The 25,526-nt window shown below is 58.4% G+C and carries 23 protein-coding genes; 4 read left to right on the top strand and 19 right to left on the bottom strand.

Annotated features, from left to right (window positions below; translation table 11 throughout):
• The 5 genes from G6L97_RS22505 to G6L97_RS22485 form a co-directional block, all read right to left on the bottom strand.
• Window positions 1–1,557, bottom strand: a complete 1,557-nt coding sequence (locus tag G6L97_RS22505) for a formate dehydrogenase beta subunit (RefSeq protein WP_174003830.1) — start codon at window positions 1,555–1,557, stop codon at window positions 1–3.
• Window positions 1,554–2,033, bottom strand: coding sequence for a formate dehydrogenase subunit gamma (locus G6L97_RS22500; protein ID WP_174003828.1), 480 nt, complete (start codon window positions 2,031–2,033; stop codon window positions 1,554–1,556). Before G6L97_RS22500 ends, G6L97_RS22505 begins: the two co-directional genes overlap by 4 nt.
• Window positions 2,034–2,145: 112 nt before the next feature.
• Complete coding sequence (locus tag G6L97_RS22495; protein WP_004431358.1) at window positions 2,146–3,081, bottom strand: LysR family transcriptional regulator; 936 nt, start codon at window positions 3,079–3,081, stop codon at window positions 2,146–2,148.
• Between the two features lie 115 nt (window positions 3,082–3,196).
• Entirely contained in the window at window positions 3,197–3,913 is a 717-nt protein-coding gene (locus G6L97_RS22490) for an aspartate/glutamate racemase family protein (protein WP_013761066.1), read from the bottom strand.
• 22 nt (window positions 3,914–3,935) lie between these two features.
• The gene (locus tag G6L97_RS22485; protein WP_004431356.1) at window positions 3,936–4,565 is read right to left on the bottom strand and encodes a flavin reductase family protein; all 630 of its coding nucleotides are present in this window, start codon (window positions 4,563–4,565) and stop codon (window positions 3,936–3,938) included.
• Between the two features lie 129 nt (window positions 4,566–4,694).
• Here G6L97_RS22485 and G6L97_RS22480 point away from each other — a divergent pair, with 129 nt between their 5' ends.
• Window positions 4,695–5,372 carry a GntR family transcriptional regulator gene (locus G6L97_RS22480; protein WP_004431355.1) on the top strand — a complete coding sequence of 226 codons (678 nt, stop codon included), beginning with the start codon at window positions 4,695–4,697 and terminating at the stop codon, window positions 5,370–5,372.
• Between the two features lie 8 nt (window positions 5,373–5,380).
• Here the strand turns inward: G6L97_RS22480 and G6L97_RS22475 are convergent, their stop codons facing one another.
• The 7 genes from G6L97_RS22475 to G6L97_RS22445 form a co-directional block, all read right to left on the bottom strand.
• A complete protein-coding gene (locus G6L97_RS22475; protein WP_013761068.1) occupies window positions 5,381–6,391 on the bottom strand; it encodes an ABC transporter ATP-binding protein in 1,011 nt (336 codons plus the stop codon).
• The gene (locus G6L97_RS22470; RefSeq protein ID WP_004431353.1) at window positions 6,388–7,371 is read right to left on the bottom strand and encodes an ABC transporter ATP-binding protein; all 984 of its coding nucleotides are present in this window, start codon (window positions 7,369–7,371) and stop codon (window positions 6,388–6,390) included. The genes G6L97_RS22475 and G6L97_RS22470 overlap by 4 nt, the downstream gene beginning before the upstream one ends.
• Window positions 7,364–8,857 (bottom strand): amidohydrolase family protein, encoded by a 1,494-nt coding sequence (locus G6L97_RS22465; RefSeq protein ID WP_174003826.1) that lies wholly within the window; start codon window positions 8,855–8,857, stop codon window positions 7,364–7,366. The genes G6L97_RS22470 and G6L97_RS22465 overlap by 8 nt, the downstream gene beginning before the upstream one ends.
• Entirely contained in the window at window positions 8,857–10,050 is a 1,194-nt protein-coding gene (locus tag G6L97_RS22460) for an amidohydrolase family protein (RefSeq protein ID WP_013761070.1), read from the bottom strand. Before G6L97_RS22460 ends, G6L97_RS22465 begins: the two co-directional genes overlap by 1 nt.
• 5 nt (window positions 10,051–10,055) lie before the next feature.
• Window positions 10,056–11,006 carry an ABC transporter permease gene (locus G6L97_RS22455; protein WP_142851423.1) on the bottom strand — a complete coding sequence of 317 codons (951 nt, stop codon included), beginning with the start codon at window positions 11,004–11,006 and terminating at the stop codon, window positions 10,056–10,058.
• Between the two features lie 18 nt (window positions 11,007–11,024).
• The gene (locus G6L97_RS22450) at window positions 11,025–11,993 is read right to left on the bottom strand and encodes an ABC transporter permease (RefSeq protein ID WP_004431345.1); all 969 of its coding nucleotides are present in this window, start codon (window positions 11,991–11,993) and stop codon (window positions 11,025–11,027) included.
• 171 nt (window positions 11,994–12,164) lie between these two features.
• Complete coding sequence (locus G6L97_RS22445) at window positions 12,165–13,730, bottom strand: ABC transporter substrate-binding protein (protein WP_035200413.1); 1,566 nt, start codon at window positions 13,728–13,730, stop codon at window positions 12,165–12,167.
• A gap of 168 nt (window positions 13,731–13,898) precedes the next feature.
• On the opposite strand from G6L97_RS22445, the gene G6L97_RS22440 reads away from it, so the two are divergent.
• The gene (locus G6L97_RS22440; RefSeq protein ID WP_174003824.1) at window positions 13,899–15,386 is read left to right on the top strand and encodes an amidohydrolase family protein; all 1,488 of its coding nucleotides are present in this window, start codon (window positions 13,899–13,901) and stop codon (window positions 15,384–15,386) included.
• A gap of 237 nt (window positions 15,387–15,623) precedes the next feature.
• On the opposite strand, the gene G6L97_RS22435 is transcribed toward G6L97_RS22440, so the two are convergent.
• The 7 genes from G6L97_RS22435 to G6L97_RS22405 form a co-directional block, all read right to left on the bottom strand.
• A complete protein-coding gene (locus G6L97_RS22435; RefSeq protein WP_174003822.1) occupies window positions 15,624–16,778 on the bottom strand; it encodes a porin in 1,155 nt (384 codons plus the stop codon).
• A gap of 511 nt (window positions 16,779–17,289) precedes the next feature.
• The gene (locus G6L97_RS22430) at window positions 17,290–19,440 is read right to left on the bottom strand and encodes a putative bifunctional diguanylate cyclase/phosphodiesterase (RefSeq protein WP_174003877.1); all 2,151 of its coding nucleotides are present in this window, start codon (window positions 19,438–19,440) and stop codon (window positions 17,290–17,292) included.
• A gap of 340 nt (window positions 19,441–19,780) precedes the next feature.
• Window positions 19,781–20,716, bottom strand: a complete 936-nt coding sequence (locus tag G6L97_RS22425) for a 2-hydroxyacid dehydrogenase (RefSeq protein WP_111799987.1) — start codon at window positions 20,714–20,716, stop codon at window positions 19,781–19,783.
• A 24-nt stretch (window positions 20,717–20,740) separates the two neighbouring features.
• Window positions 20,741–21,472: an amino acid ABC transporter ATP-binding protein gene (locus G6L97_RS22420; protein ID WP_111801915.1), complete on the bottom strand. Its 732-nt coding sequence runs from the start codon at window positions 21,470–21,472 to the stop codon at window positions 20,741–20,743.
• On the bottom strand, window positions 21,453–22,112 hold the full coding sequence (locus tag G6L97_RS22415) for an amino acid ABC transporter permease (RefSeq protein WP_003505666.1): 660 nt from the start codon (window positions 22,110–22,112) through the stop codon (window positions 21,453–21,455). The genes G6L97_RS22420 and G6L97_RS22415 overlap by 20 nt, the downstream gene beginning before the upstream one ends.
• The gene (locus tag G6L97_RS22410; protein ID WP_004431329.1) at window positions 22,109–22,813 is read right to left on the bottom strand and encodes an amino acid ABC transporter permease; all 705 of its coding nucleotides are present in this window, start codon (window positions 22,811–22,813) and stop codon (window positions 22,109–22,111) included. Before G6L97_RS22410 ends, G6L97_RS22415 begins: the two co-directional genes overlap by 4 nt.
• Window positions 22,814–22,879: 66 nt before the next feature.
• Entirely contained in the window at window positions 22,880–23,683 is an 804-nt protein-coding gene (locus G6L97_RS22405; protein ID WP_004431321.1) for a transporter substrate-binding domain-containing protein, read from the bottom strand.
• Between the two features lie 296 nt (window positions 23,684–23,979).
• Between G6L97_RS22405 and G6L97_RS22400 the strand changes: the two genes are divergently transcribed.
• Entirely contained in the window at window positions 23,980–24,300 is a 321-nt protein-coding gene (locus tag G6L97_RS22400; RefSeq protein ID WP_004431319.1) for a hypothetical protein, read from the top strand.
• 157 nt (window positions 24,301–24,457) lie between these two features.
• On the top strand, window positions 24,458–25,480 hold the full coding sequence (locus tag G6L97_RS22395; protein ID WP_174003820.1) for a LacI family DNA-binding transcriptional regulator: 1,023 nt from the start codon (window positions 24,458–24,460) through the stop codon (window positions 25,478–25,480).
• Window positions 25,481–25,526 lie beyond the last annotated feature (46 nt).

Here is a 25,526-nt window from a genome sequence, read left to right as displayed (position 1 = left end):
TCACTCCGCCGCTTCGACACGTGGGATGGGTGCAAAATCCTGCGGGAAGTGCCTGAGCGCGCTCATCACGGGATAAGGCGTGAATCCGCCTAGCGCGCAGAGCGAACCGAACTTCATGGTTTCGCAGAGATCCTCAAGCAGCGCCGTATTTCGCTCTGCTTCTATTCCAAGGGAAATCTTGTCCACCGTCTCGACACCGCGTGTCGAACCGATCCGGCATGGCGTACACTTTCCGCAACTTTCGACGGCACAGAATTCCAGGGCAAAACGCGCCTGGCGCAGCATATCGGCGGTGTCGTCAAAGACGACAATGCCGGCATGACCGATCAGGCCGCCAGCGGCGGTAAATGCCTCGTAGTCGAACAGCGTATCAAACAGCGACACCGGGAAATAAGCGCCCAATGGGCCGCCGACCTGAACCGCCTTGACCGGCCGGCCAGTAATGGTACCGCCGCCGATCTCGTTGACCAATTGCCCGAGCGGCAGACCGAAAGCGGTCTCGTAAAGCCCGCCATGTCTGATGTTTCCGGCAAGCTGGATCGGGATTGTGCCGTGCGAACGACCAATGCCGAAATCCCGGTAGAACGCCGCGCCGCGATCCATGATCACAGGGATCGAAGAAAGAGAAATGACATTGTTGACTACCGTCGGCTTGCCGAACAGCCCCTGCAGGGCGGGAAGCGGCGGCTTGGCGCGCACCGTGCCGCGCTTGCCTTCGAGACTGTTGAGAAGCGAGGTTTCCTCACCGCATACATAGGCTCCGGCGCCCATGCGCACCTCGAGATCGAACGCGCGACCCGAACCCAGCACAGACGCGCCGATCACCCCTTCTCGCAGGGCAATGTCGATGGCTTTTTCCATCGTCCTAACGGCATGGGGATATTCGGAGCGGGTGTAGATGTAGCCCTTCGTTGCACCAACCGCGAGGCCGGCAATGGCCATGCCCTCAATAAGAACAAAGGGATCGCCTTCCATGATCATGCGGTCGGCAAAGGTGCCGCTGTCGCCCTCATCCGCATTGCAGACAATGTATTTCTGATCAGCGGTGGCATCCGCCACGGTTTTCCACTTGATACCGGTCGGAAAACCGGCGCCACCCCGTCCGCGAAGGCCGCTATCGGTGACCTGTTTGACGATCTCCGCGGGGGTGAGTGCAACGGCTCTCTCCAGCCCCTTCATGCCCTTGTTGGCACGGTAGTCTTCCAGCGAAAGCGGATCGGTCACGCCGCAGCGCGCAAACGTCAGGCGCGTCTGATTCTTCAGGAAAGGGATTTCTTCGGTCAGCCCAAGACAGAGCGCATGATCGCCGCCATGAAGAAAATCCGCATCGAACAGCCCGGAAACATCAGAAGCTTTGACCGGACCATAAGCAACGCGGCCATGATGGGTGTCGACCTCTACCAGCACTTCAAGCCAGAGCAGGCCGCGCGAACCGTTGCGGACAAGGCGAATATCAAGATTGCGGGCCGCGGCCTCACCCTGGATTGCTTCGGCAACGCGGTCGGCACCAACGGCGAGTGCTGCGGAATCGCAAGGCACAAAAACGGTCACGCTCATCGACGCACCTCCGCCAGAATGTCGCCAAGACAGTGCTCATCCACTCTGGCATGAACCTCGCCATCCAGCATCAGCGCGGGTGCCTGGGCGCAGAGTCCGAGACAGAAGACCGGCTCGAGTGTGACCGAGCCATCCTTTGCCGTCTGGTGCCAGTCGAGACCAAGTTTCCCCTTGATGGTGTCGGCAAGAGACTCGCAGCCCATCGACTGGCAAGCCTCGGCCCGACAGAGCTTCAGCACATGGCGCCCGCGGGGATGGTCGCGAAAATCGGGATAGAAGCTCACAACACCATGCACTTCGGCACGCGATACGTTGAGGGCCAGGGCGATCACCTGTTTGACGCTATCAGGCACATAGCCGAATTCTTCCTGCACCCTGTGCAGGATGGGCAGCATTGGCCCTTCCATATGCAGACAGTCGTCAATGATAGCCTGCACACGCGTCGCCTCATCTGCGGCGACAGCACGAATATTCATGAGCCAGTCCTCCCAAACCGACAGGTGGCGGGCGTTTGAACCGGAGGACCTCCACATCCTTGTCCGGCGCGCCGCGCTGCCTGATGGCGAAAGAATGGCGAGCGGAGCAAGATCAGGTCAATATCGTCTTTCCGTCAGTCGATAGGAAATTTCTATCAAAAGCGGAGGCCGCGACGCGCAATCGGGCCTCATGCAGCAGTGCGGAAACGAGTGGCGTATGCGGTTCACGATAGGTAGCGATGAGGCCGACAAGATGCTCGGCATCGGGCTCGACAATCGGGATCATTCGGATCTGCTTTGGAAAACCAAACGATTCCGCGATGTTACGCGGCATAATTGAAGCCCATTGTCCGGTTCGGATATGGGAAAACAGTACAATCATCGAATTGGACTCGAGCGTGGGTTTCGCTTCAACACCCGCTTCGGCCATGTGCTTGTTGATAATGCGGCGGTTTTGCATGTCGGAAGTCAATAGGCAAAGCCGAAGACCAGAAACCTGCTTCCAGGTCACGCTCTCTTGATCGGCAAGGGGCGTGCCTGCTGCCGCAATCAGGTGATATCGCTCCGAGTAAAGCGGAACCGTCGTTACCCGGCCCAGAGGTTCGTTGTCGAGATAGGTGATTCCCGCGTCGATTTCGAGATTTTCGATCTGGCTGAGAACCTGCAACGACGTGCGGGAGGTGACGGAAAACGTGACTGCCGGGTGGCGCGCCTGAAAGGGTTCGGTGAGCCTGGGCACCATGGCGAGAGCGGTGGGGATGACGGCAAGCCGGATATGGCCGGCGAGACCTTTGCGCGCAGCCCGCATTTCCTCCCGCATGGTACGTGTATCGGCAACGATACGCCTTGCCCATTCGAGAACCCGCTGCCCCTCCGGCGTCAGGCCCTGATATCGGGCCGCGCGCACGACGAGCACGACACCGAGCTGATCTTCCAGTTGCCGGATGGCCGCAGACAGCGTCGGCTGCGAGATGCCGCACTCCTCCGCGGCCCGCCCGAAATGCTCCGCGCGCGCAAGTGCAATGAAAAACTCCAGCTTGTCGATCATCCTGCCTCCCATCCCGCGCGGCCATTCTGCGGACCGGCGCGAAAGCAGACACTAGAGCGAGGCGAGCTTTGTCGCAAACGCCGTGGAGGCGCTTTGCCGCACCCGCCTTTCCCGGTCAGGCGACGAGCTTGGTTTCCTTCACCCGCGGATAATCATAGGCATTGACCTTGGATGTCACGTAACCCGCGCCCACCAGGGCTTCGGCCAGCTTGACGGCGGCCGTGACACCATCGATGACAGGGACGCCGGTTGCCTCGCGCAGCCTGTCGCACAGTGCGGACATGCCGGCGCAACCGAGGATGATGGCTTCTGCCGCATCTTCTTTCTTGGCCGCTTCGATTTCACGGATCAACATCGCCTCGGCTGCAAGCGGATCCTCTTCAAGACCCAGCACCGGCAGATTGATGGCACGAACCCTGCGGCAATGCCGCTGTGCACCGTAGCTATCGACGAGATCTTCGATAATGGGGATGGAGCGCGGCAGCGTTGTGATGATGGAAAAGCGGCGGCTGATCGTCATCGCAACCTGAATGCCGGCCTGGCAGATGCCGATCACGGGACCACGCGCAACTTCACGCGCCGCATGCAGGCCCGGATCATCAAAGCAGGCAATGACATAGGCATCGACGCCCAGCCGCTCGCCCTTGCGAATTTCCTCCAGCATGCCGGGAACAGCCAGCGCCTCATCGGCCCCGCCTTCAATACTGACCGGCGTATCGACAGGATTTGCAGCGGAAATCTTCGTATCCGCCTGCCTGACGCGCAAGGCGCTCTCGAGCGCCTGCGCCGTCATTGAGGCGGTTGAGTTTGGGTTGATGAGACGAATATGCATTCAGGTCAGCCTTTCGGGACTGTCACTTGCCATCTGGCTTGATGAAGTCGGTAATCGGGGGCGCCTTCAAGACGAACTGGCGATCCGAGGTAATGTAATTGTCGGCATGGAGGCGTGCGATCGGCTGGTATCGGTCCGGATCGACATAATGCCCCTCCTTGTCGAGGCAGTCCCTGTGGACATGCATGTGCACGACCTCCCCCAGCACCAGCGTCCGCCGCGGATAATCGATCAGACGCTCCACCCGGCACTCGAAGGCGCAGGGCGATTCCGCTGCAAAGCTTGCATCGATCTTGTTGCAGGGCGTCGGCGTCAGCTGCGCCATGGAAAGTTCGTCGACCTCGCTGTCGAAACCGAGGCCGCAGACAAGCATATGTTCGGAAATAGTCATATCGACCATGTTGACGACAAACTCGCCGGTGCGGCGAATATTGGCCATCGTGTCCTTCTCCTCGCCATTCAGACGCGGCTGGATTCCGAGAACAACGATGGGCGGATCATGGGAGAAGACGTTGAAAAAGCTCATCGGCGCTGCATTGTTGTGGCCCGCTTCCGAGCGGGTCGTGACAAGCGCTATCGGCCGTGGACCAATAAAATTCGTCAGCAACCGATAGCGGCTCTGTGGCTCAAGCGTGGTGAAGTCGAATTCCATGACGTTTTCCCGTTTATAGTATACAATATTGTTTCATATTGTTGACAATTATGCAACCAAAACCCTGTTGAAACAGTTGACTTTTTCGGCGGCATCACGCTTTTCTAACCCTAATGGAGAGCGAACAAAATGACCGAGCAGAACGGCCAGTCCACACAGCAAATTGTCGAGAAAGTCTGGCTGTCCATCGCTGAGCGGCGGCTGCGTCCCGGCGTGCAGCTGAAGGAAGAACAACTGGCGACAATTTTTAGTGTCAGCCGTGCACGTATCCGTCAGGCCCTGTCCGTTCTGGAGCGCGACGGTCTCGTCACTATCGTTCCCAATCGCGGCGCCTTCGTTTCGAAACCATCGGTCGAAGAAGCCAGAGACGTGTTCTTCGTGCGCCGTACCGTGGAGCAATGTGTCGTTGAACGTCTGTGCAAATCGGCCACCAAGGCCGATCTGAAACGGCTTCGCGACCATGTCGCCAAGGAGCGCGTGGCCAATGCTCACAACATCACCACAGATATCATCAAGCTCTCCGGCGGGTTCCATCTGCTGCTTGCGGAAACGGCCGGTTCCGATTTCCTGTTCACCACCATGCGCGACCTCATTTCGCGTTCCTCCCTCATCACCGCCGTTTACCGCAACACCGACCGCTTCAATTGCGGACCGGACGAGCATGCGGAAATCGTCGATGCGATTGCCAATAACGACCCGGCGAAAGCCACGCATCTGATGACCCACCATCTGGAACATGTGGAAGCGGAACTCGATCTCAGCGAAATCCGCGACCTTTCCCACGATCTGCGCGCCGCACTCGCCTGACCCGACGGTCAGACGAGTTCTCTTTCCTTCACAACCCGCTCTTCTTCGTCCGCCACCAGATGGCAGGCGACACGTGTGCCGCCGACAAGCGTGCGCACCTTTGGCACCTCCGCCGAACAGCGCGCCGTTGCAAGCGGGCAACGCGGATGAAACGTGCATCCCGATGGCGGTTTGAGCGGGCTTGGAACTTCACCGGCAACCAGTTCCCGGTCACGGCGCGGCGCGTCGATATTGGGAATGGTCTGCAGCAGAAGCTGGGTATAGGGGTGACGCGGGCGGGCGAACAGCTCCTCCGTGTCGCCCTCCTCCACAATGCGGCCAAGATACATGACCGCGATGCGATCCGACATGTGGCGAACCACGCTCATGTCGTGGCTGATGAACAGATAGGTCAGCCCCAACTCGTCCTGAAGGCGTCGCATCAGGTTCAGCACCTGCGCCTGCACCGATACATCGAGTGCCGATGTCGGCTCGTCACAGACCAGAAACTCGGGCTCACTTGCCAAAGCGCGGGCAATGGAGATGCGCTGACGCTGGCCGCCTGAAAATTCGTGCGGAAACTTTTCGCCGTCCGAAGCAGACAGACCAACCGTCAGCAACAGTTCCTCCACCCGTTCCATGGTCTCGGCCCGGGTCGCACGAAGTTTCAGTTCGCGGATGGGTTCGGCAATGATATTCTTCACCCGCCAGCGCGGATTGAGCGAGGCATAGGGATCCTGAAAGATCATCTGCGCCGAAAGCGGTGTATCCTTGCGACCCTTGGCGAAGTGGAAATCACCCGCGCTTGGCCGGAACAGCCCGGTCACCAGACGGGCAACCGTGGACTTGCCGCAGCCGCTTTCCCCTACGATGCTGAGACAGCCGCCCGCCGGAACCGTAAAATCGATGTCGTTTACGGCCTGGACGAATTGCCGGGGCTTGCGCTCAATGATCCGGTTGAGCCATGGGGCAGAGACATCGAAGGTCTTGGTGAGGCCCTTGACCGTCAATGCGGGTGTTCTTTGAACGGGCGTGTTCATGCTGTACCTCCTGCATTCATCCAGCAAGCGCTGGCGCCATCACCCACCGCTTCCAGTTCCGGCCGCTCGCGAAGACAACGCGGTCCTGAGAACCCGCAGCGCGGATTGAAGGCGCATCCGGGCGGGATGGCGTCGAGACGCGGCATGGCACCGTCGATCTGGTTGAGCCGTTCCACTCGCGCGCCGAGCGAAGGAATGGAGGCCATCAGGCCCTGCGTATAGGGGTGCCTCGGCGCATGGAGAACCTGTTCGACCGGCCCCACCTCTATCAACCTGCCAGCATAAAGCACGGCAACGCGATCGGCCGCTTCGGCGATGACGCCCATATCATGGGTGACCAGCATGACAGCCGTCTGCTTTTCCTTGCAGAGCTTGCGCAGCAGCGAGATGATCTGCGCCTGGATCGACACGTCAAGCGCCGTCGTCGGTTCATCGGCGATGATCAGTTTCGGCGACGCCGCAAGTGCGAGCGCTATGACGACGCGCTGGCGCATACCACCGGAGAATTGATGCGGATGGTGATCGACGCGCTCTTCCGGAGATGGGATACCGACATCACGCAAAAGCTGGACTGCGCGTGCCTTTGCATCCCTTTTCGAAAGTGGCAGATGCTGGCGGATCGTCTCCACGAGCTGCGCGCCAACCGTGAACAGCGGATTGAGTGAGGTGAGCGGATCCTGAAAGATCGCGCCGATTTCCCGGCCACGGATGCTTTCCATCGCCCTGTCATCGAGTTGATCGATACGACGCGACCCAAGCCATATTTCGCCATCCGCGATGCGGCCCGGTTTTTCGAGCAAACCCTGTATCGCAAGGCCGGTCATGGATTTTCCGGCACCGGACTCCCCGACCACACCGAGGATTTCGCCGGGGCGGATGGAAAGGCTGATATCCGAAAGTGCCGTCACCGTTCCCCGGCGGCCGGGAAACTCGACTTTCAAATTGCGGACATCGATAACCGACTGGTTCATGTCATCCATTGGTATTCACCTCCACCGGGTAGCTCGGGGGGAAGATTTCCGAAACGGGCGGATTGGCCCAGCTTCGCTCGGGATATTTCGCGATCAGCCCATCGAACTGTGCCTGCGCCTGAATGCGGGCGCTCGCCATGTCGATGCTCGCGACCTGTCTTTCCCGCATGGAGAGACGGCCATCGACAAACACGGCGCGCGTGATTTTGCCCGAACCGCCAGTGACAATCGTCGTGATCGGATCGAGGCTCGGTGCCATGACCGTGTCATCCAGATCGAAGACCACGATATCGGCGCGCGCACCCTTGGAAAGATGCCCGAGATCGGAGCGACCCAGCGCCCGAGCGCCGCCGAGCGTGGCGGCGTCGAACAGATCGGCCGAGCGGACCTTATCTGGAGCACCGTCATTGATGCGGCAGGTGATGAGACCGACAAGCAGGTTCATCAGCATGTCGGCGGGCGCCGTATCGGTGCCCATCGCAATGTTTATTCCAAGCTGCCGGCACGCGGAGAAGGACGACAGCGTACTGCCGCTTCTGGCCGACACCAGCGGACAGTTGACGATGGACACGCCATTTTCCGCATAGAGCGCCAGATCTTCCTGCGTCGCATTGGTGGCGTGCGGCGCGATAAGGCGGTCGCTAAGCAGGCCTGCCTTGGCGAGCCACACCGGTGCAGTCGAGCCATGCAGCTTGCGAACCGTGTCAACTTCCATGGTGCCCTGCGCCATATGCAGCCGGAATTTGCAGCCGAGGTCACGGGCGGCCGCATCGGTTCTTTCCAGCAGGGTGAGCGTCGATGTTTCAACCCTATCAGGTGCGAGAAGGCCGCGGACGAGATCACCGTGCCTTCCGGTCTGCCGTTCGATGAACGACACGGCTTCTTTCAGCCCCTGAAGACCGCGTCCCTCGTCGAACACGGGCACCATGCGCCCCGGCTCTTCCAGCACCATGCCGCCGGAGCGGAAGGCGGGGCTGAGATAGACCCGGAGACCAAGTTCGCCGGCAGCATCGGCCGCAGCCTCGAATTCAGCGACCGTTTCTCCCCATTCACGATAAAACAGCGAGGCAATGGGTGCCGCCGTGGTGATGCCGTTGAGGAGAAGCTGGCCAAAGGCGAAACGTTTCTGGAAGGCAAGCTCCTCCTCGGAATACATCTCGTAAGGACCGGCCTCGACATAGGAGCGCGGCCATACACGGCCCTTCGCCCAGCCGGGGTGATTGTCGATCCCCAAAATAGTCGTATCGAAATCGGAAAGCGCATCGAGGTCGATCAGGCCGGGGCTGATCAGGGCATTGCCGAAATCGACGCGCCACGCGACCTCGCCCGGAAAGCCATGGCCGACAAAAAGGATTTCGCCGTTCTCGAAAACCACTTCGCCGTTTTTCAACAGCCGGTGAGACCCGTCCTTATGACCGACCACCCAGCTTGCGGTGAGCAGCGTGCGACCGGAGGGCCGTTCACCGAGAGCGATAGACTGTATCGGATTGCTCATCATGGTGCCTCCACCACCGCCTTGCCGCCTCTGGCGGTCACGCGTCCGCCCTTTACGACCAGCGGCCGCGGCGCGACATCGACAACGGCATGGGCCAATGTTTCGCCGGTCAGCAGCGTGAAGTCTGCGTCACAGCCAACCTCAAGACCGTAATCCTTGAGGCCCATGACATCGGCACCGCCCTGCGAGACGACATGGAGGACATGCGCAAGCTCGATATCCGAGCGCAAGCCGTTCTTCATGCCGATGATCTTGGCCCGGTCGAGCATATCCGGCTGACCCCAGGGTCCCCAGGTATCGCGAATGCCGTCACAACCGCCGCCAACGCGAACGCCGGCTTCCTTCAGCCGCATGATCGACGGCACGGTTGCCGAGGGCGCGCCCGTCGTCAGGATCGCCACATCGAGCCGGGCGATTTCATCGATCAGCTTGCCGACCCTGATGTAATCATTCATGCCCAGCGCAAAGGCGTGGCTGATTGCGACCTTGCCTTCCATGCCATTGGCACGAATACGCTCGAAGATCAGCTCCATCGTGAAGGCGCCGAGATCGGCAGCCTCATGCAGGTGAATGTCGATCGGCACGCCGTGCCTGACCGCGAGTTGAAAGAGGATATCGAGCTGACCTTTGGGATCGCGATCGATGCCGCAGGGATCGATGCCGCCAAGGACTTCGCATCCCTGTTTCAGGGCCTCGTCCAGCAACTCCACCGTGCCGGGCATGACCATGACGCCGGACTGCGGGAAGGCAACGACCTCGATGTCGATGATGCCTTTCAGCTTCTCACGTGTTTCCCATATGCCTTCGACAAGCTTCAGGCCGTGGGTCGGATCGATATCCACATGGCTGCGGATATGCGTGCCGCCGTTTGCAGCAAGGCCGATGGCGTGGCGCATGGACTGGCGGTGCGGATCGATACCGATCTGGGTGCGGTTCTCGCGCTCGAAATCGATCCGTCCGCGCAGGATGGCGGCACGGTTGTTCTCATGCCAGGGCATGCCCCATGTCGTCTTGTCGAGATGGGTGTGTGCATCGATGAGACCGGGCGCGACGATTGCACCGTTGCCATCCTCGACCGCCATGCCGGGTTCGGCCTCGAACTTTCCAAAACCGGCAATCTTTCCCTGTCTTACCAGAATATCGCAGGTGTCGCCCGCCATGGGCCTGACGTTGCGGAGCAGAAGATCGTACATGGAACTCACCTCAGTTTCGGATTGAGCGCATCGCGCAGCCAGTCACCCAGAAGGTTGACGGTGACGACGAGCAGGCAGAGCTGGAAAACGGGAAACAACACGATCCACCAGGAACCGGAAAACAGGAACTGGTTGCCGATGCGGATCAGCGTTCCGAGCGACGGCTGGCTGGGTGGCATGCCGATGCCGAGGAACGACAACGTCGCTTCGGTCAGGATCGCCATGCCGAAGTTGAGCGTGGCGGCAACCATGATCGGCGTCAGAGTATTGGGCAGAATATGGTTTGCCATGATGCGGCGCGCGGGAACGCCGATCAGCTTCGCCGCCTGCACATAGTCCTTGCCGGTTTCGACAATCGCCTGGGCACGCACGGTGCGCGCATATTGCACCCAGGCGGAAAGCGCGATGGCGAGAATGAGCACGGCAGATGCGCCGACCTCGCGAAGATTGTCCGGAAGCATCTGTCTGACGACCGTGGAGACGAGAATTGCCACCAGAATTGTCGGAATGGAGAGCGTGATATCGCCGATGCGCATCAGGAGATTATCGGCAAAACCGCCAAAATAACCGGCCACAAGCCCGGCAGTCATGCCGATGACCAGGGAAAGTGCTACCGAGGCAACACCGATCACGATCGATATGCGCGTGCCGTAGAGGATAGCGGAGAGCATGTCGCGCCCTTGCGTATCCGTGCCGAGCAGAAAGGGCCATTCGCCGCCCTCCTGCCACACCGGCGGCAGTTCGGCCTTCCACATGTCGAGCGACGCGCCGTCATAAGGGTTCTGCGGTGCGATCAGGGGCGCGAAAACGGCGGCGAGGATGAGGACTGCAAGGATCAGCGCGCTGATCTTGGCCGATTTGCTGTGGCTGAACGACCAGTAGAGATCGCTGTTGCGTATGCGCTTGATGAGCGACGGGCGGGCAGGTTTTGCCGTTTGCGGAAGGTCTGTGGCCATGAAACCGGCTCCCTTCGGTTAGCGCGCAGTGCGCAGACGCGGATCGATCACCGCATAGGCAATGTCGACGAACGTGTTGAGGACAACGAAGATGAAGGAAATGATGCAGAGATAGGCCGCCATGACGGGGATATCGAGAAACGTCACCGCCTGTATGAACAGCATGCCCATGCCCGGCCACTGAAACACTGTCTCCGTGATGAGCGCAAAAGCGATGAGCGAACCGACATTCATCGTCGTCAGCGTCACAACAGGCATAAGACAGTTGCGCAGCGCATGGCGGAAATAAATGCGCCAGCGGGGAATGCCGCGTGCACGGGCGAACTTCACGAAATCGGACCGCAGCACCTCCAGCATCTCGGCGCGGACCAGACGCATGACAAGCGTGATCTGGTAAAGCGAGAGCGCGATGGCAGGCAGAATGAGTGCGGCACGCCCCGATGAGGTGAGCAGGCCGGTGGACCACCAGCCGAGCTGCACGACATCACCGCGACCAAAGGCCGGCGCCCAGCCGAGGCTGACCGAAAAGACGAGAATAAGCAGAATGCCGACAACGAAACTTGGCAGCGAGACGCCGACAATCGACAGGAATTGCAGGCCCTCCGTATACCACTTTCCGCGCCTGATCGCCGTCAGCACCCCAAGCGGCAGGCCGACGACAAGTGATATGATCGTGGCCACCAGAACCAGTTCCAGCGTGGCCGGAAACCGCTCCGCGATCAGCGGCAGCACCTGCTGGCCGTTGCGATAGGAAACGCCGAAATTGCCCTGGGCGGCATCTTTGACAAACCGCAGATATTGCGTTGGCAGACTGTCGTTAAGACCAAGACGCTCACGCAAGGCGGCGCGATCTTCCTGCGACGTCTGCTCCCCCACCATCAACTCGACGGGGTCTCCGGCAAGCCTGAAAATGAGAAATGCAATAAGCGCGACGGAAAGCATGACCAGAATGGCATTTCCCATACGCTTGATGATGAAAACCAGCATTGTAACCTCTCGGATGCAAACCCGTGGCCAAAAGGCAGGCAGGTTTGCCCATTTTTGCAAGAGACGGGGTACGGGCCGCATGCGCCCGTAACATTGTCAACAATTGCACCGGCAGCGGAGCATTCAGGGAGGCGTTCAGCGAAATGCCCAATGCCTCCCTGATATTCCGGATTACTTGCCGACCTGAGTCAGCCAGTGGCGCGGCTTGTTGTCGGCGCGGAAATCAACGCTCTTGACCTTTCCGAGCATGGCCCAGGCGATTGGCTGCTGGTGCAGCGGAACAAGCATCGTCTCGTCCTTGGCTATTTTCAATGCAGCTTCTTCAAGCGCGAGACGCTTGTTATTGTCCTGCTCGTGTGCTGCCTGATCCACCAGCTTGTCGATCTCGGGGTTAGACCAGCCGCCATAGTTGGATACGCCCATCGCGCCCTTGCGGGTCGACAGGATCTGCGACAGGAACGAGAAGGCATCGAGCGTGGGCTCGTTCGCCCAGCTGAGGTTGAAGACATCGGCCTTGCCACCATTGCGCTTGGGAGACTGTACCGAACGCGGGGCGATGTCGATTGTCGGCTGGAAACCGCCGCGTTTGAGCATGTTGGCAACGCCGGAGCAGATGTCTTCCTCGTTGATGCTTTCGTCATTCATGCAGGTATAGGTGAATGCAAGGTTCTTCATACCTGCATCGGCAAGCAGCTTCTGCGCCTTTGCCGGATCGGCAGGCTGGTAGGTATCAAGCGACTTGGCGTAACCCGCAATCTCAGGCGCAATAAGCGAGCCGGACGGTCTTGCAAGATCGCGCATGACCTTCTTGTTGATGAGATCACGATCGATCGACGCCTCGAATGCCTGGCGAACGCGAAGATCGTTGAACGGGTTAGGCTTGCCGTCTTCCAGCTTTTCGCGGCGATTGAAGCCGATGAACAGCGTGCGCAGCTCGGTGCGCTTCTTCACCGTGATGTTGGGCGAGGATTCCAGACGCGGCAGATCCTGGATCGGCGCGGAATCGATCAGGTCGATTTCGCCGGAGAGCAAAGCTGCAACGCGGGTTGCGGCCGAGGCAATCGGCACGAATTCGATGCGATCGAGATTGTGTTTTTTCTGATCCCACCAGGAATCGTTCGCGACAAGAACCGTTTTGCTATCGGGAACGCGGCTCTCAAGCTTGAACGGGCCGGTGCCGTTGGTGTGCATCGTCGTGTAGCCATCGACCTTGGAAGCGAAGTCGGTCGGCTTTTCGCTGTTGTTATCTTTCAACCACTTGGCATTGAAGATGAAGATATTTGTGATGTCGTTGAGGAAAAGCGAGGTGGGCGCGGTGACGTTCAGATCGACGGTGTAATCATCGACCTTCTTCACGCCGGCGAAAACCGGAATATTGCCGCGCAATGGCGAGGTGGCATCCGAAGCGCGCGTGAAAGATGCAACGACATCGTCAGCGGTAAACTCAGCACCGTCGTGGAACTTCACACCTTTGCGCAGGGTGAAACGCCATGTTTTTTCATCAACAAGTTTCCACTCCGTCGCAAGCGCCGGCTCAATCTTGAAGTCCGGCCCGTAACGCACCAGCCCTTCATAGATATGATTGAGAAAGGCGAGGTTGGAGGTGGAAGGCACCGAATACGGATCAAGCGAGTAAAGATCCGCGCGGCCGCCCCAACGCAAGGTTTCTGCGTTTGCGGGAACGGCAATGGCGGCGGCGGCCATGGCGGCCAGAACGAAACTTCTAATTCGGGACATTTGATCCCCCCTTTTTATAAATCATTGGATAGCCGGCAGACCTACCGGCCGGACAAGGCGGAGTATTGTTTCGCACAGGCGTATTGTCAATAATATTGTTGACAATTATCGTATCCAAAATCGCCAGGTTCTGGATACAAGCTGCACTTCAATGAGGGAGAGGACGAAATGGGGAATTTTCTGCTGCTGCACGGCACGATGGTGACGGTGGATCGCGAAAGACGCATCATCGAGGATTGTGGCCTTGCCATTCAGGGCGACCGTATTGTCGACATCGGTACAGCAGCGGAGCTGGCGCCACGTCACAGCGACAAACAGATCATAGATTGCCGGGGAAAACTCATCATTCCCGGCCTCATTGACGCCCATGGCCATGCAGGGCACGCGCTGATCCGCAGCATTGCGGCCGACACCAACGCCATGTGGATGAAGGTCGTGACGCCGACCTACTATCACTACGTCACACGCGATTACTGGTATGCGGACGGCCTGGTATCCGGCATCGAGCGGCTTCGCGCCGGCGTGACGACAGGTGCCAGCATCATCACCTCGATGCCACGCGCCGACGACCCCGTCTTTGCCATCAACCACGCCCGCGCTTATGACGAGATCGGGCTTCGTGAAATCATCTGCGTTGGACCTTCCGGCCTGCCCTGGCCGCATCCGGTGACCCGATGGGAAAGCGGCTCTCCGGAGCGCCGAAATGTAAGCTTCGAGGAAATGATCGAAGGCAGCGAAGCCACGATCGACGCCCTGAACGGAACGGCAGACGGACGCATCAGTGTTTTTCTGACACCCTTTACCATCGTTCCCTCGGTGGAACCCTCCAACGCTTCAAGCCCCGACCAGGCGGTGAAACTAACGGAAAACGACCGCATGCAGGCGCGCCGAATACGCGAGACGGCCCGGAAAATGGGCGTCAGGCTACATTCGGATGCATTTGCGGGGCAAATCCGCATGGCGTTTCAGGATAAGGAAAATGCGCTTCTCGGCCCGGATATCCACCTCCAGCATTGCTGGGGCATCTCGCATGAAGAGATCGACATTCTGGCGGAAACCGGCACGCGCGTGACCCACGCCCCGCCGGGCCGCTCAACGCCGATCATGGAAATGATGTCCAAGGGGATTCGAGTCGCCATCACCACCGATGGCGCGGCACCCAGCCGTCACTTCGATATGCTCCAGACCGCCCGACTTGCACAGTTCACGCAACACCTGCTGCACAATCACGATCGCTACCTGTTGCCGCCGGGCAAGATATTCGAAATGATTACCATCGACGCCGCCCATGCCATCGGCATGGAAGATGAAATCGGCTCGCTCGAAATTGGCAAAAAGGCCGATGTCGTCGTCATCGACATGCGCAAGCCACATCTGATGCCGATGTGGATGCCGGTGCACCGTCTCGTGCATCAGGTTCTGGGAAGCGACGTCGATACCGTTTTCGTCGATGGCAAGATGCTGATGGAAAACGGCCGTGTTCTGACGACCGACGTCGATGCGGCTCTCTCCTTTGGACAGGAAGAGGCACTGGCACTTGCCGCCCGCGCGGGTCTTGAAGCGCATATGCATGATCCGGGCTGGGGCCGTTTGCTGCGAACCTTCGAAGAGCCAGTGCACCCTCCCCAGCCGCCCGCCGCGGTGCTTGGCCGGTAGTATGGAAATGCGGCCTAGAAGCTGGTCGACGCGTCACGCGCTTTCAATTGCCAGCAATGACATTGTTGACAAAAAGTCGTTCGGTCTTTCGTCAAAACAAAAACTCCCCGGCCTGGAGGGTTCCGGGGAGCAAACCTGACTTTCATGTCAGGAACTTTGACTGGATTTAGTCACTCACCCGCTCGAGAGCGGGGTGGATCTGAGTTATCTAACCCGGTTTAGGCTTTTTTTGATTTATTAGAAGCCGCGCTGAAGTCGAACGAGACCTGTCCATTGTTCGGCGACGAAATCGCGGTCAACATAAGTTGCTCCCACCTTCGCAGAGAAGCCGTCCGTGATCTTGTAGTCTACAGTCACGCCAGCGCGCCACTCGTCAACATTGCCCCACGAATTCGTAACCTTGTAGGACTCAGTCAAATCGCCACCCGACACGTCTGTGCTATAACCTGTCAGAGCGGTGCCCGTTCTGGCCATGTTGCCGGAATATTGAATGCTTGGCGTAATTGTAAGTTTCTCAGAGGCTGCAATAGCATATTCCGCCGCTACTGCCCATTCAGACTCAGCGTAGTATGCATTCGCGCCGGAAGCCCAAACGCCTGCAAGACCCAGTTTACCAGGACCGATATCAGCAGTTGCGATCAGACGAAGAGCACCTTCTTCGAGTTTGGTATCGTAGCCGCCTATGAGTTGAAGCGTCGCGGCTCCAAATTTCGCGCCCAGACCTCCAGCAATACCGAAGTTATTGTCGCTCTCCCTCGCTCTTACACTGTAGACCTTACCGGTTATCCCGCTTGTTACCGTTCCTCCTGTGAGACGGCCGAACTGGGTTCTTGTACCTTCCAGTTCATCTCCGGAGACGCCGGCCCAGAAAGAGCCTGCATCATATATGTAACGAGCGGAATTAAATTTCGCATTTGTGGAGAGCACGTCTGTCTCACCAGAAAGACCGTCATCCCACCAACTAGTGAACTTACCGACTTTGATACCAGCAAGCTCAATGAACGCTTGATCTACGAAAACTGACGAACCATCAGTCGACGAGACCGAGTTAGCGCCCCTATCGGCGTTACCTTGGAAACCAATATATCCACGCAAAGCGCCGAGTTCGGTGTCGGTGCGAGTATCAATATTGAACTGGGCGCGCGTGAAGGTGTCCCAATCAGATCGACCGGACTTGTCGCGACCAAAGTCGGTCTGAAAACGGACATAACCGTCGAACTTCAGGCAAGTTTCGGTGCCGGGGATGTAGAAGAAGCCGGTGCCGAAGGCGTCGCAGACGCGAACATATTCCATGGGCTCGGGTTCGGCAGCGACGATAGCGTCAGCGGCCTGTGCGCCGGATACTGCTGCGAGAGCGGCAGCGGAGCCGATGAGGAGGCTCTTGATGTTCATTTTTAATCTCCAGTCAAAAAATTTTTCAACGAATGCGCAAAACCGAGGGCTGGTCTTTTCCCTGCCGCCCGCTTCTCTGCGCTGATTCAGCAAATGGCAGAAATTACGGGAGACTCGCAATTCAAATCTAAAGAATACAAATACACTTATAGAATACATTCAAATCACGTAGTAAAATTACAACAAATTAATAGTTTAATATATAATATATAAATGTTTTATTTGGTGATTTCGATATTTATTACTTAGCTATAGCGCAAATTATTTCTAATATTTTTGAATTATAATACTAGAACAAACCTGCGGCCAATCCCGCAATCGCTTGGGAAAGGCATCAAGTTTCATGGATGAAGATGAGGGGATGCGGGCTTTTAATGCCGCGTGGGGTCGCAAGAAGGGTGATATAGCCGCACTCCCTCCCGACGCCACCATGCGGCAAAGACAGCGCAACGTGCCTTCCGCCAATTCGCGCCCGGCGAATCCGGTTAGAGGCAGGCCACCGAGGTGGGAATTATTGCATGTCGTTCGATAGACCAGCGGGGAAAGTCATCATAGTCCCCAACATTGCCTCGATCGCATCCGCCTGCACCGGGCGGCTGAAGTAATAACCCTGCCCATAGGGGCAACCGGCAGCGCGCAGAAACGCTGCCTGCTCGCAGGTCTCGACGCCTTCGGCAATGACATCGATGCCCAGAGACCCCGCAAGCTGGATCATGATGGAGACGATGGCGCTGTCCTTGGTTTTTTCCGGCAGATGGGTGAGGAACGACCGATCTATCTTCATGCACGACAGGGGGAAGGTCTTGAGCATGCCGAGACAGGAATAACCGATGCCGAAATCATCCAGTGCCAGGCTGACGCCCATCTCCTTGATGACGCGCATGATCCGCACGGATGTTTCCACATCCTGAATGATGAGGGTTTCGGTGATCTCAATTTCCAACAGAGACGGTGCAAGGCCGGATTGCGTGAGCGCAGACCTGATCTGCTCCACAAGGCCGCCCTGAAATTGCCTGGGTGAAATATTAACCGCCATTTTGACGGGCGGCAGCCCGGCATTGCACCATGCCTGCGCCTGAAGGCAGGCTTTCTTCAGAACGCTTTCCCCAAGTTCCACGATCAGGCCGGTTTCTTCCGCAAGGCCGATGAATTCCGCGGGGCCGAGCAGACCTTCCGCCGGGTGCTGCCAGCGCACCAGCGCCTCCACGCCGCTGATGCGACCGGTCAGAAGGTCGACCTGCGGCTGATAGTGTAGAACGAACTCGTCCCTTTCCACCGCCTTGCGCAATTCCTCGATACGGGTGAACTTCTTCCTCAGATCATCCGCCATGCGCGGCGTGAAGGTTGCAATGCCATCTCGCCCGCTATGCTTGGCCTCATACATCGCAAGATCGGCCGCAGCGACAATTTCCGCCGTGGTTTCCCCGTGCTCCGGGAAAAATGCCATGCCAATGCTGCATGTGACCTTGATATCGTAGTTGCCGAGGCGCAGCGGCTGCGAGACCGCAGCCCGGATATGTTGCAGGCGGCTTTCGAAATCGTCCTTCTGCTTATGCAGAATGATGACGAACTCATCCCCACCCACCCGTAGCACCAGATCGTTTCGACCGAGACTGCGCGAGATGCGCTCAGCCGTTTTGGACAACAAAGCATCGCCAACGCTGTGGCCGAGCGTATCGTTGATCTGCTTGAAATTATCGAGATCAAGAAAGCCGATGCCGACATGCCGCTTCGCTTTTGCCGATGCTGCCAGTATCTCCGGCAATCTCGTATCCAGAAAGCGGCGATTGGGCAGCCGTGTCAGCATGTCGTGATCGGCAAGAAACGCGATATGTTCCGCCGCCCGTTTGCGATCGATCGCAAGACCCGCCATGCGCGCGGCGGCGGCGATGAACTCCAGAAGCCCCGCATCCGGTTTGCGGCCCGCCAACATGCACCAGACGAAACCGTGCGCATTGCCTTCGCTGGCGGGAATATCGAAACTGAAGGCCACATTACCGGCGGGATAGGTCAGGCTTTCGGGATCGCTGACGCTGGAGATGAGTGCTGTCACCCCCGCATGCTGTGAAAGCGCCGGTGAGGCATAGACCGAGGGTTCGCCGGCCGCGGCATCGAATACGCGAACAGCGCAGGCAAGACCCGTAGCGAGGTTTTCGATGGCTTTCACGAATTCTTCGAGAAAATCCTCGATACGCGCCGCCCCAACAATCATTTCGAGAATATGCGCCTGCGCCTGAAGCAGTCGCTCCGAGGCTTTCTTCTGGGTAATATCCCTGGATGCACCAACCACACCGATGATCGCGCCGTTCTTGTCCTTAAGCGGCACGCGCGACATCATCAGCCAGCGGTCGATATCGCCGCGCATTGCGCGTTCCTCAAAACCGAGATCCGGCTCTCCCGTGCGCATCACCCGCGCCTCGGTCTCTGGAATGCCGGCACGCTGCGCCGCATCGCCGTTAATATCGTAATCGGTGAGACCGATCAGTTCCTCGACTGTGTCGAAGCCGTTTTCGGTGACGATGGCACGGTTGGCGAAGAGAAAGCGGCCTTCCAGGTCCTTGGCGTAGATGAAATCCGGCACATGATCGATCATCGCTTCAAGCAGCGCATGCCGGTCGGATGGCGGCGCATCGGACTTCGTCCGCGGCGGCCGGTTCTGCAAGCGTGACTTCTGGCCTTTGGAACGCAACTATCCGCCTCGTTACTGTATAAGGAAGCAGAATAGTAGGATTATACATATTATATAAATATGAACGGCGGCGGGGGATTGAAGCGAAATGGCGCGACAAATACCGCGCGATCAGATTGTCGGCAAAGGCAAAACCTCTCCTGCAACATGCCAGCCTTGAGCTGGCATTGAGCCACGGCGCATCTGCGCCGTGAAACAAGCTTTTCCCATTCAATACTTCATAGCACTGAACCGTGAGCTGCAGGACTTCGTAGTCAAGCTCATGAGCTGCAACGGCTGCAGCGTTTGACTGCAACCGTCAATTGCTTATCCATCACACGACAGGTGTGGGGAGCTCTTTACCGGCAAAATGCGCGTCGAGATTGGCGAGAACCAGATCGGCCATGGCGCGCCGGGTCTGGTGCGTGCCGCTGCCGACATGCGGCGCGAGCGTGACGTTTTCGAAGGCGAAAAGCGCCTCCGGCACACGTGGCTCATCCTCAAAGACGTCAAGCGCTGCGCCACCGATCGTGCCACTCGAAAGCGCCTCGACCAGTGCCTTTTCATCCACAAGCGAACCACGCGCCACGTTGACGAGCACACCCTGGGGACCGAGAGCCTTCAGCACATCCGCGTTGACGATATGGCGCGTTTCGGCGGTGGCGGCGGCGGCGATGATCAGCACGTCGCAATTGGCGGCCAGAGCCTCGATGCTGTCGTGATAATCATAGGGAACGTCGCGACGGTTTCTGGCGGTGTAGGAAATGCGCGCATCAAAGCCTTCCAGCCTTTTGGCGATAGCCTGACCGATGCGGCCAAGGCCAAAAATGCCGTAGCGGCGGCCGGCCACACGGGTGGAAAGGCCCATATCACCCTTCAGCCACTGCCCCGTGCGCACATGCTGGTCAGCCTGCGGCAGCTTGCGCGCTTGCGCCAGAACAAGACCGAGCGCGAGGTCAGCGACATCCGCCGTCAGAACATCCGGTGTGTTGGAAACGCGGAAACCGCGTCGCTTGGCTTCCGCCAAATCCACCTTGTCGAAACCGACGCCGTTGATGGCGACGATCTCGAGATTGGGGAGTGCGGCGCCGATATCCGCCGGCAGGCCGATATGGCCACCGGTGACGACGCCGCGGATTGCAGCACCCTTTTCAGAAAGGAATGCCACCTTGTCTGCCGCCTCAAACAGGCGATGAACAGTGAAGCGCTGCGCGAGTTCTTGTTCCAGTGCCGGGATCAGCGGGCACAGTTGTACGATTTCAGTAGTCATGGATATGTCCTTGTGGATCAGGCGCTATTTCACATCGGCCTTGACGAATTGCCGGAGTTCCGGTGTTTGCGGATTGGCGAAGAGTTCTGCCGAGCGGCCCTGTTCCCAGATCTTACCCTTGTGCATGAAGATGGTTTCGGTCGCCACACGGCGTGCAAAGGCCATTTCATGGGTAACAAGGATCATGGTCATGCCACCCTTGGCGAGGTTTTCCATGACCGTCAGCACTTCCTCCGTCAGTTCGGGATCGAGTGCAGAGGTCACCTCGTCGAACAGCATCACCTTCGGCCGCATGGCAAGCGAACGGGCAATCGCCACGCGCTGCTGCTGGCCGCCGGAAAGCTGGTCGGGATAGGAATCGAATTTCTCCGACAGGCCGACGAGTTGCAGAACCTCGCGGGCAATTTCCTTCGTTTCCGACTTTGCCACGTCCTTGACGATGCGCGGAGCGAGCATGATGTTTTCGCCGACCGTCAGATGCGGGAAAAGATTGTAGCTCTGGAACACGATACCGACATCGGTGCGCAGCTTGCGCAGCGCAGTGGCATCTCCGCCCAGCGCATGGCCGGCGATTTCGATGCGGCCCGAATTGATCTTCTCCAACCCGTTCATGCAGCGCAGCAGCGTGCTCTTGCCCGAGCCGGAGCGGCCGATGAGGGCGAAAACTTCACCACGGCCGACCGTCAGCGACACGCCTTTGAGGACTTCCAGAGCGCCAAAGCTCTTGTGAACGTTTTCAACGATTACTTCCGGCATGAAGCCTCCTTTCCAGCCAACGAGACAGCTGGGACAACGGGTAGCAGACGATGAAATAAAGCACGGCCACCGCGACGAAGACGCGGAACGGCTGGAACGTGGCATTGTTGATAAGCTGCCCCGCTCTCGCCAGTTCGACGAAACCGATGATCGATGCGATGGACGTATTCTTGACGACCTGAACGGCAAAACCGACGGTCGGCGGCAGGGAAATGCGGATCGCCTGCGGCAGGATGACGTAGCGATATTGCTGGGCACGGGTGAGAGCCAGCGACTCGGACGCTTCCCATTGCTGCTTCGGCACCGCCTGGATGCAGCCGCGCCAGATTTCGGCGAGATAACCCGACGTATAGATCGTCATCGATGCGCCGGCGGCAATCAGTGGTGGCAGTTCAAGTCCGGCAAGGCTTAGGCCGTAATAGGACAGGAACAGGATCATCAGCACCGGAATACCCTGGATGACCTGGATATAGGTGCCGGCAGCGATACGCAGCGCCTTCAGATCCGAGGTGCGGGCCAGCGCCACGAAGAAACCGACGAGGCCGCCGCCTATGAGCGCAATGATCGTCAGAAGCACGGTCCATTGCAGGGCGGTGAGCAGGAAGCCGAACTCGTTCCAGCCGAAAGTTCTGAGTGTCATGACTGCACCTCCGGCAAGGCGGTCATCGTCTTGCGCGCCACGCGGCGGCCGAACAGCCACATGCCGACAAGGGCAAGGATGAGCCGCAGGCTGAGCGCCAGCGCAAGATAGATGAGCGTGACGACGATATAGACCTCGAAGGAGCGATAGGTCTGCGATTCCACGAAGGCAGCGGCGGCCGCAAGCTCATGGGTGGAGATGGCCGAACATATGCTCGATGCCAGCATCATCAGCACGAACTGGGAGCACAGCGAAGGATAGACCTTGGCGATGGCAGGCACGATGATGACGTGACGATAGATCTGATATTTGGTGAAGCCCAGAGCCTCGCCCGCCTCGATCTGCGACTTGTGGACCGCCTCGATGCCGGCGCGGATGATTTCCGTGGAGTAGGCGGCAAGATTGATCGTCATGCCGATCAGAGCTGCCGTATCGGCTCCAACGCGAAAGCCGAGCCCCGGCAGACCGAAATAGACGATGAAAAGCTGCACCAGAAATGGCGTGTTACGGATCACCTCGACATAGCCGTCCACGATGATGCGGACGATGCCGCCATTGATGGAACGCAGCGAGGCTAAAAGAATGCCGAACGCGCAACCGAGCACGATGGAGAGGACCGATAGCTTGATCGTCAGCCATATGCCGCTCAACAATTCGTTCTGATATTGGGCAAGTGCGCCGAATTGAAATGTATAGGACATGCGTCACTCCGTGGACATTTCCCGGCCCGCCGGAATTTCTCCCGGCGGGCGCGTTGAATGGCTCAATCAGAAGCTAGGCAGTTGCGGCAGCGGACGGCCGGTCCACTTCACCGAGATGCGGTCGAGATCGCCCGACATCTTCATGAGATAGATGGAGGTGTTCAGCCACTGACGCAGCTCGAAATCCTCAATCTTCGTCGCCATGGAATTGCCCTGCTGGAAGAAGGTGAACCCGACCTGCAGACCGGCTTCCGGACGCTGCTTGATGATCGCCTCACCAACAGTAGACGGCAGGGCGACGGCATCCACCTGACCGGCAAGCAGAGCTTGGGCGCTGGTGGAATCGTCTTCGTAGACGACGATTTCGAGACCTTCGACATTGGCCTTGCGCAGCGCGGTTTCCTGCGAGGAACCGCGATTGACCGAAACACGCTTGCCCTTGAGGCTGTCGAGATTTTCGAATTTCTGGTCCTTGCCGGAGATGATGTCCATGTTGAAGGCGCTGTAGGGCTGCGTGAACATGACGGTCTTGGCGCGTTCACCGGTCGGGGCGAGCGTCGCGACAAGGAAATCGACCTTGCCGGTCTGGAGCGCCGGAATACGGGCCGGCGGCGTCAGCGGCACCAGTTCGACCGGCAGCGACAGGTAAGAGCCGATCAGATTGGCGACATCAACGTCGTAACCGGAAGGATTGCCCTTCTCGTCCACCATACCCATCGGCGGCGCGCCGGTGAGAACGCCGATCTTGACCTTGCCGCGCGCGGTGATCTCGCTGAGCGAGACGGCATGGGCCGAGGTGGTGGCGGCTAGCGTTGCTGCGGCAACACCGACTGCGACGGTCATGTTCTTCAAGAATCTGGAAATGCTCATGGTTTCTCCTCCAACCCTTTATTTGCCGTCCGCACGGGAACAGCGGCCTTTGCGCAAACCGAAAAATGTTCTCGATAACATTTCAACCCGATTTGCAAAAAACTCCTCCCAAGAATACGCGAAGATCCAAAACTGTTAGAATTCCTTATGAAATTCAATGATTCTGGCTGGTTATCGATTTTCCTCTGGTCGACACCATTTCGCGTTCTTGGCAGGATCAATAATGCATGTTATCGGTATCATTGCAAGTCCGATCTACAGAACTGTTGCATCGGGCATTCATTCGGGAGGGAACCATGTATACACGCTCGGCAATTTTTGAAGGCAAGATCCACGCCGGTCGGGAGGAGGAGTTTTTCCGCATTGTCGAGGAAAAGCTTCTGCCGGTCTGGAAACGCATGCCGAACGCGCAGGCCGTGCGCGTCATGCGCACCGAGCGTACGGACCCGGACGCGGCGGCCATCATTATGGTGCAGGAAATCGACTATCCGTCGATTGAGGCTGTGGAAGAAGCGCTGGTTTCGCCGGTCAGACTGGAAGGCCGGGTGCTGACGGACGAGATGATGAGCATGTGCGACGGGCGTTTCTATCACCTCGTCTACCGTCGCATCGCATAAATCCGGTGCACGCCGCACCGATCTGCAATCATGCGGCGTGCTTTCCCTTGATATCTTCGTGTATGTCTTGTCCTGAACCGGTTCTAATTCAGGGAGACATGCTTTGGTGGAGCGCACGCCCTTGGCCGCAGCGTTAGTCACGTCAAAAAAAGCAACCATGAGCGACGTCTCGAAACTCGCGGGCGTCTCCAAGATGACCGTTTCGCGGGTGCTGGCCGATCCGGCGCTGGTGTCTGAGGACACGCGCCAGAAGGTGATGAAGGCCATCGAGAAGCTGGGCTATGTTCCAGATAGAATCGCCGGTTCGCTGTCTTCCCGGCGCACCAATTTCATCACAGCCATCTTGCCGACGCTCACCAACTCCAACTTCGCCGACAGCGCACAGGGGCTCGCCAATGCTCTGCGCTCCGCCGACTATCAACTGCTGATCGGCTATACCATGTACGATCTCCAGGAGGAGGAGCGCGTCATCCGCACCATGATGGAGCGCCGGCCCGACGCCATAGTCGTTGCCGGAACGGTGCATACCAAGATGGCGAGCGAAGTTTTGATGCGCGCCGGCATCCCGATTGTCGAAATCTGGGACGTTCCCGAACATCCCATCGACCACGCGGTCGGCTTTTCCAACTATGAAGTGGGAAGAAACGCCGCCAAATATTTAATATCGCTTGGATTTAAGAGAATTGGCGCACTGGGATCGCGTGCGGATGGCGATGTAAAGGACTGGCGCGGCGAAAGCCGTCTGCTCGGTTTTGGTGCTGCACTTCGCGAAGCCGGGATTGCCGACGACCTCATCATCCGCGAGGGCAGCGCCCCAGTCTCCTACGACCATGGGGCCAAAACGCTCGGCTCATTGCTGGCGAAGGCGCCGGATGTCGAAGGTATTTTCGCGGTCTCCGATATTTCCGCCGTCGGCGCACTGATGGAGTGTCATCGTCGCGGCATTCATGTGCCCGAAAAGATTTCCATCCTCGGCTTCGGCGATTTCGACATCGGCCGGCAATGTTATCCAGCGATTTCAACGATCCGTGTAGACGCCCAGATGATCGGCCGAAAAGCGGGCGAATTGCTGCTTTCCATATTGGAAGCGGATAAAGGCGCTGCCGTTCCCGAAGGTGCGCGGGTGGATGTCGGGTTCGAGTTGATCGTCAGGGAGACAACGAAGCGGGTGGGCGGGTGAGGAGTTTCCTCCCTCATCCCTGTGCTGGTCACAGGGATGAGGTAAG

Source organism: Agrobacterium tumefaciens (assembly GCF_013318015.2).
GTDB lineage: Bacteria > Pseudomonadota > Alphaproteobacteria > Rhizobiales > Rhizobiaceae > Agrobacterium > Agrobacterium tumefaciens.
Note: the sequence above shows the minus strand (reverse complement) of the source record. Positions and strands in the feature narration are given on the sequence as shown.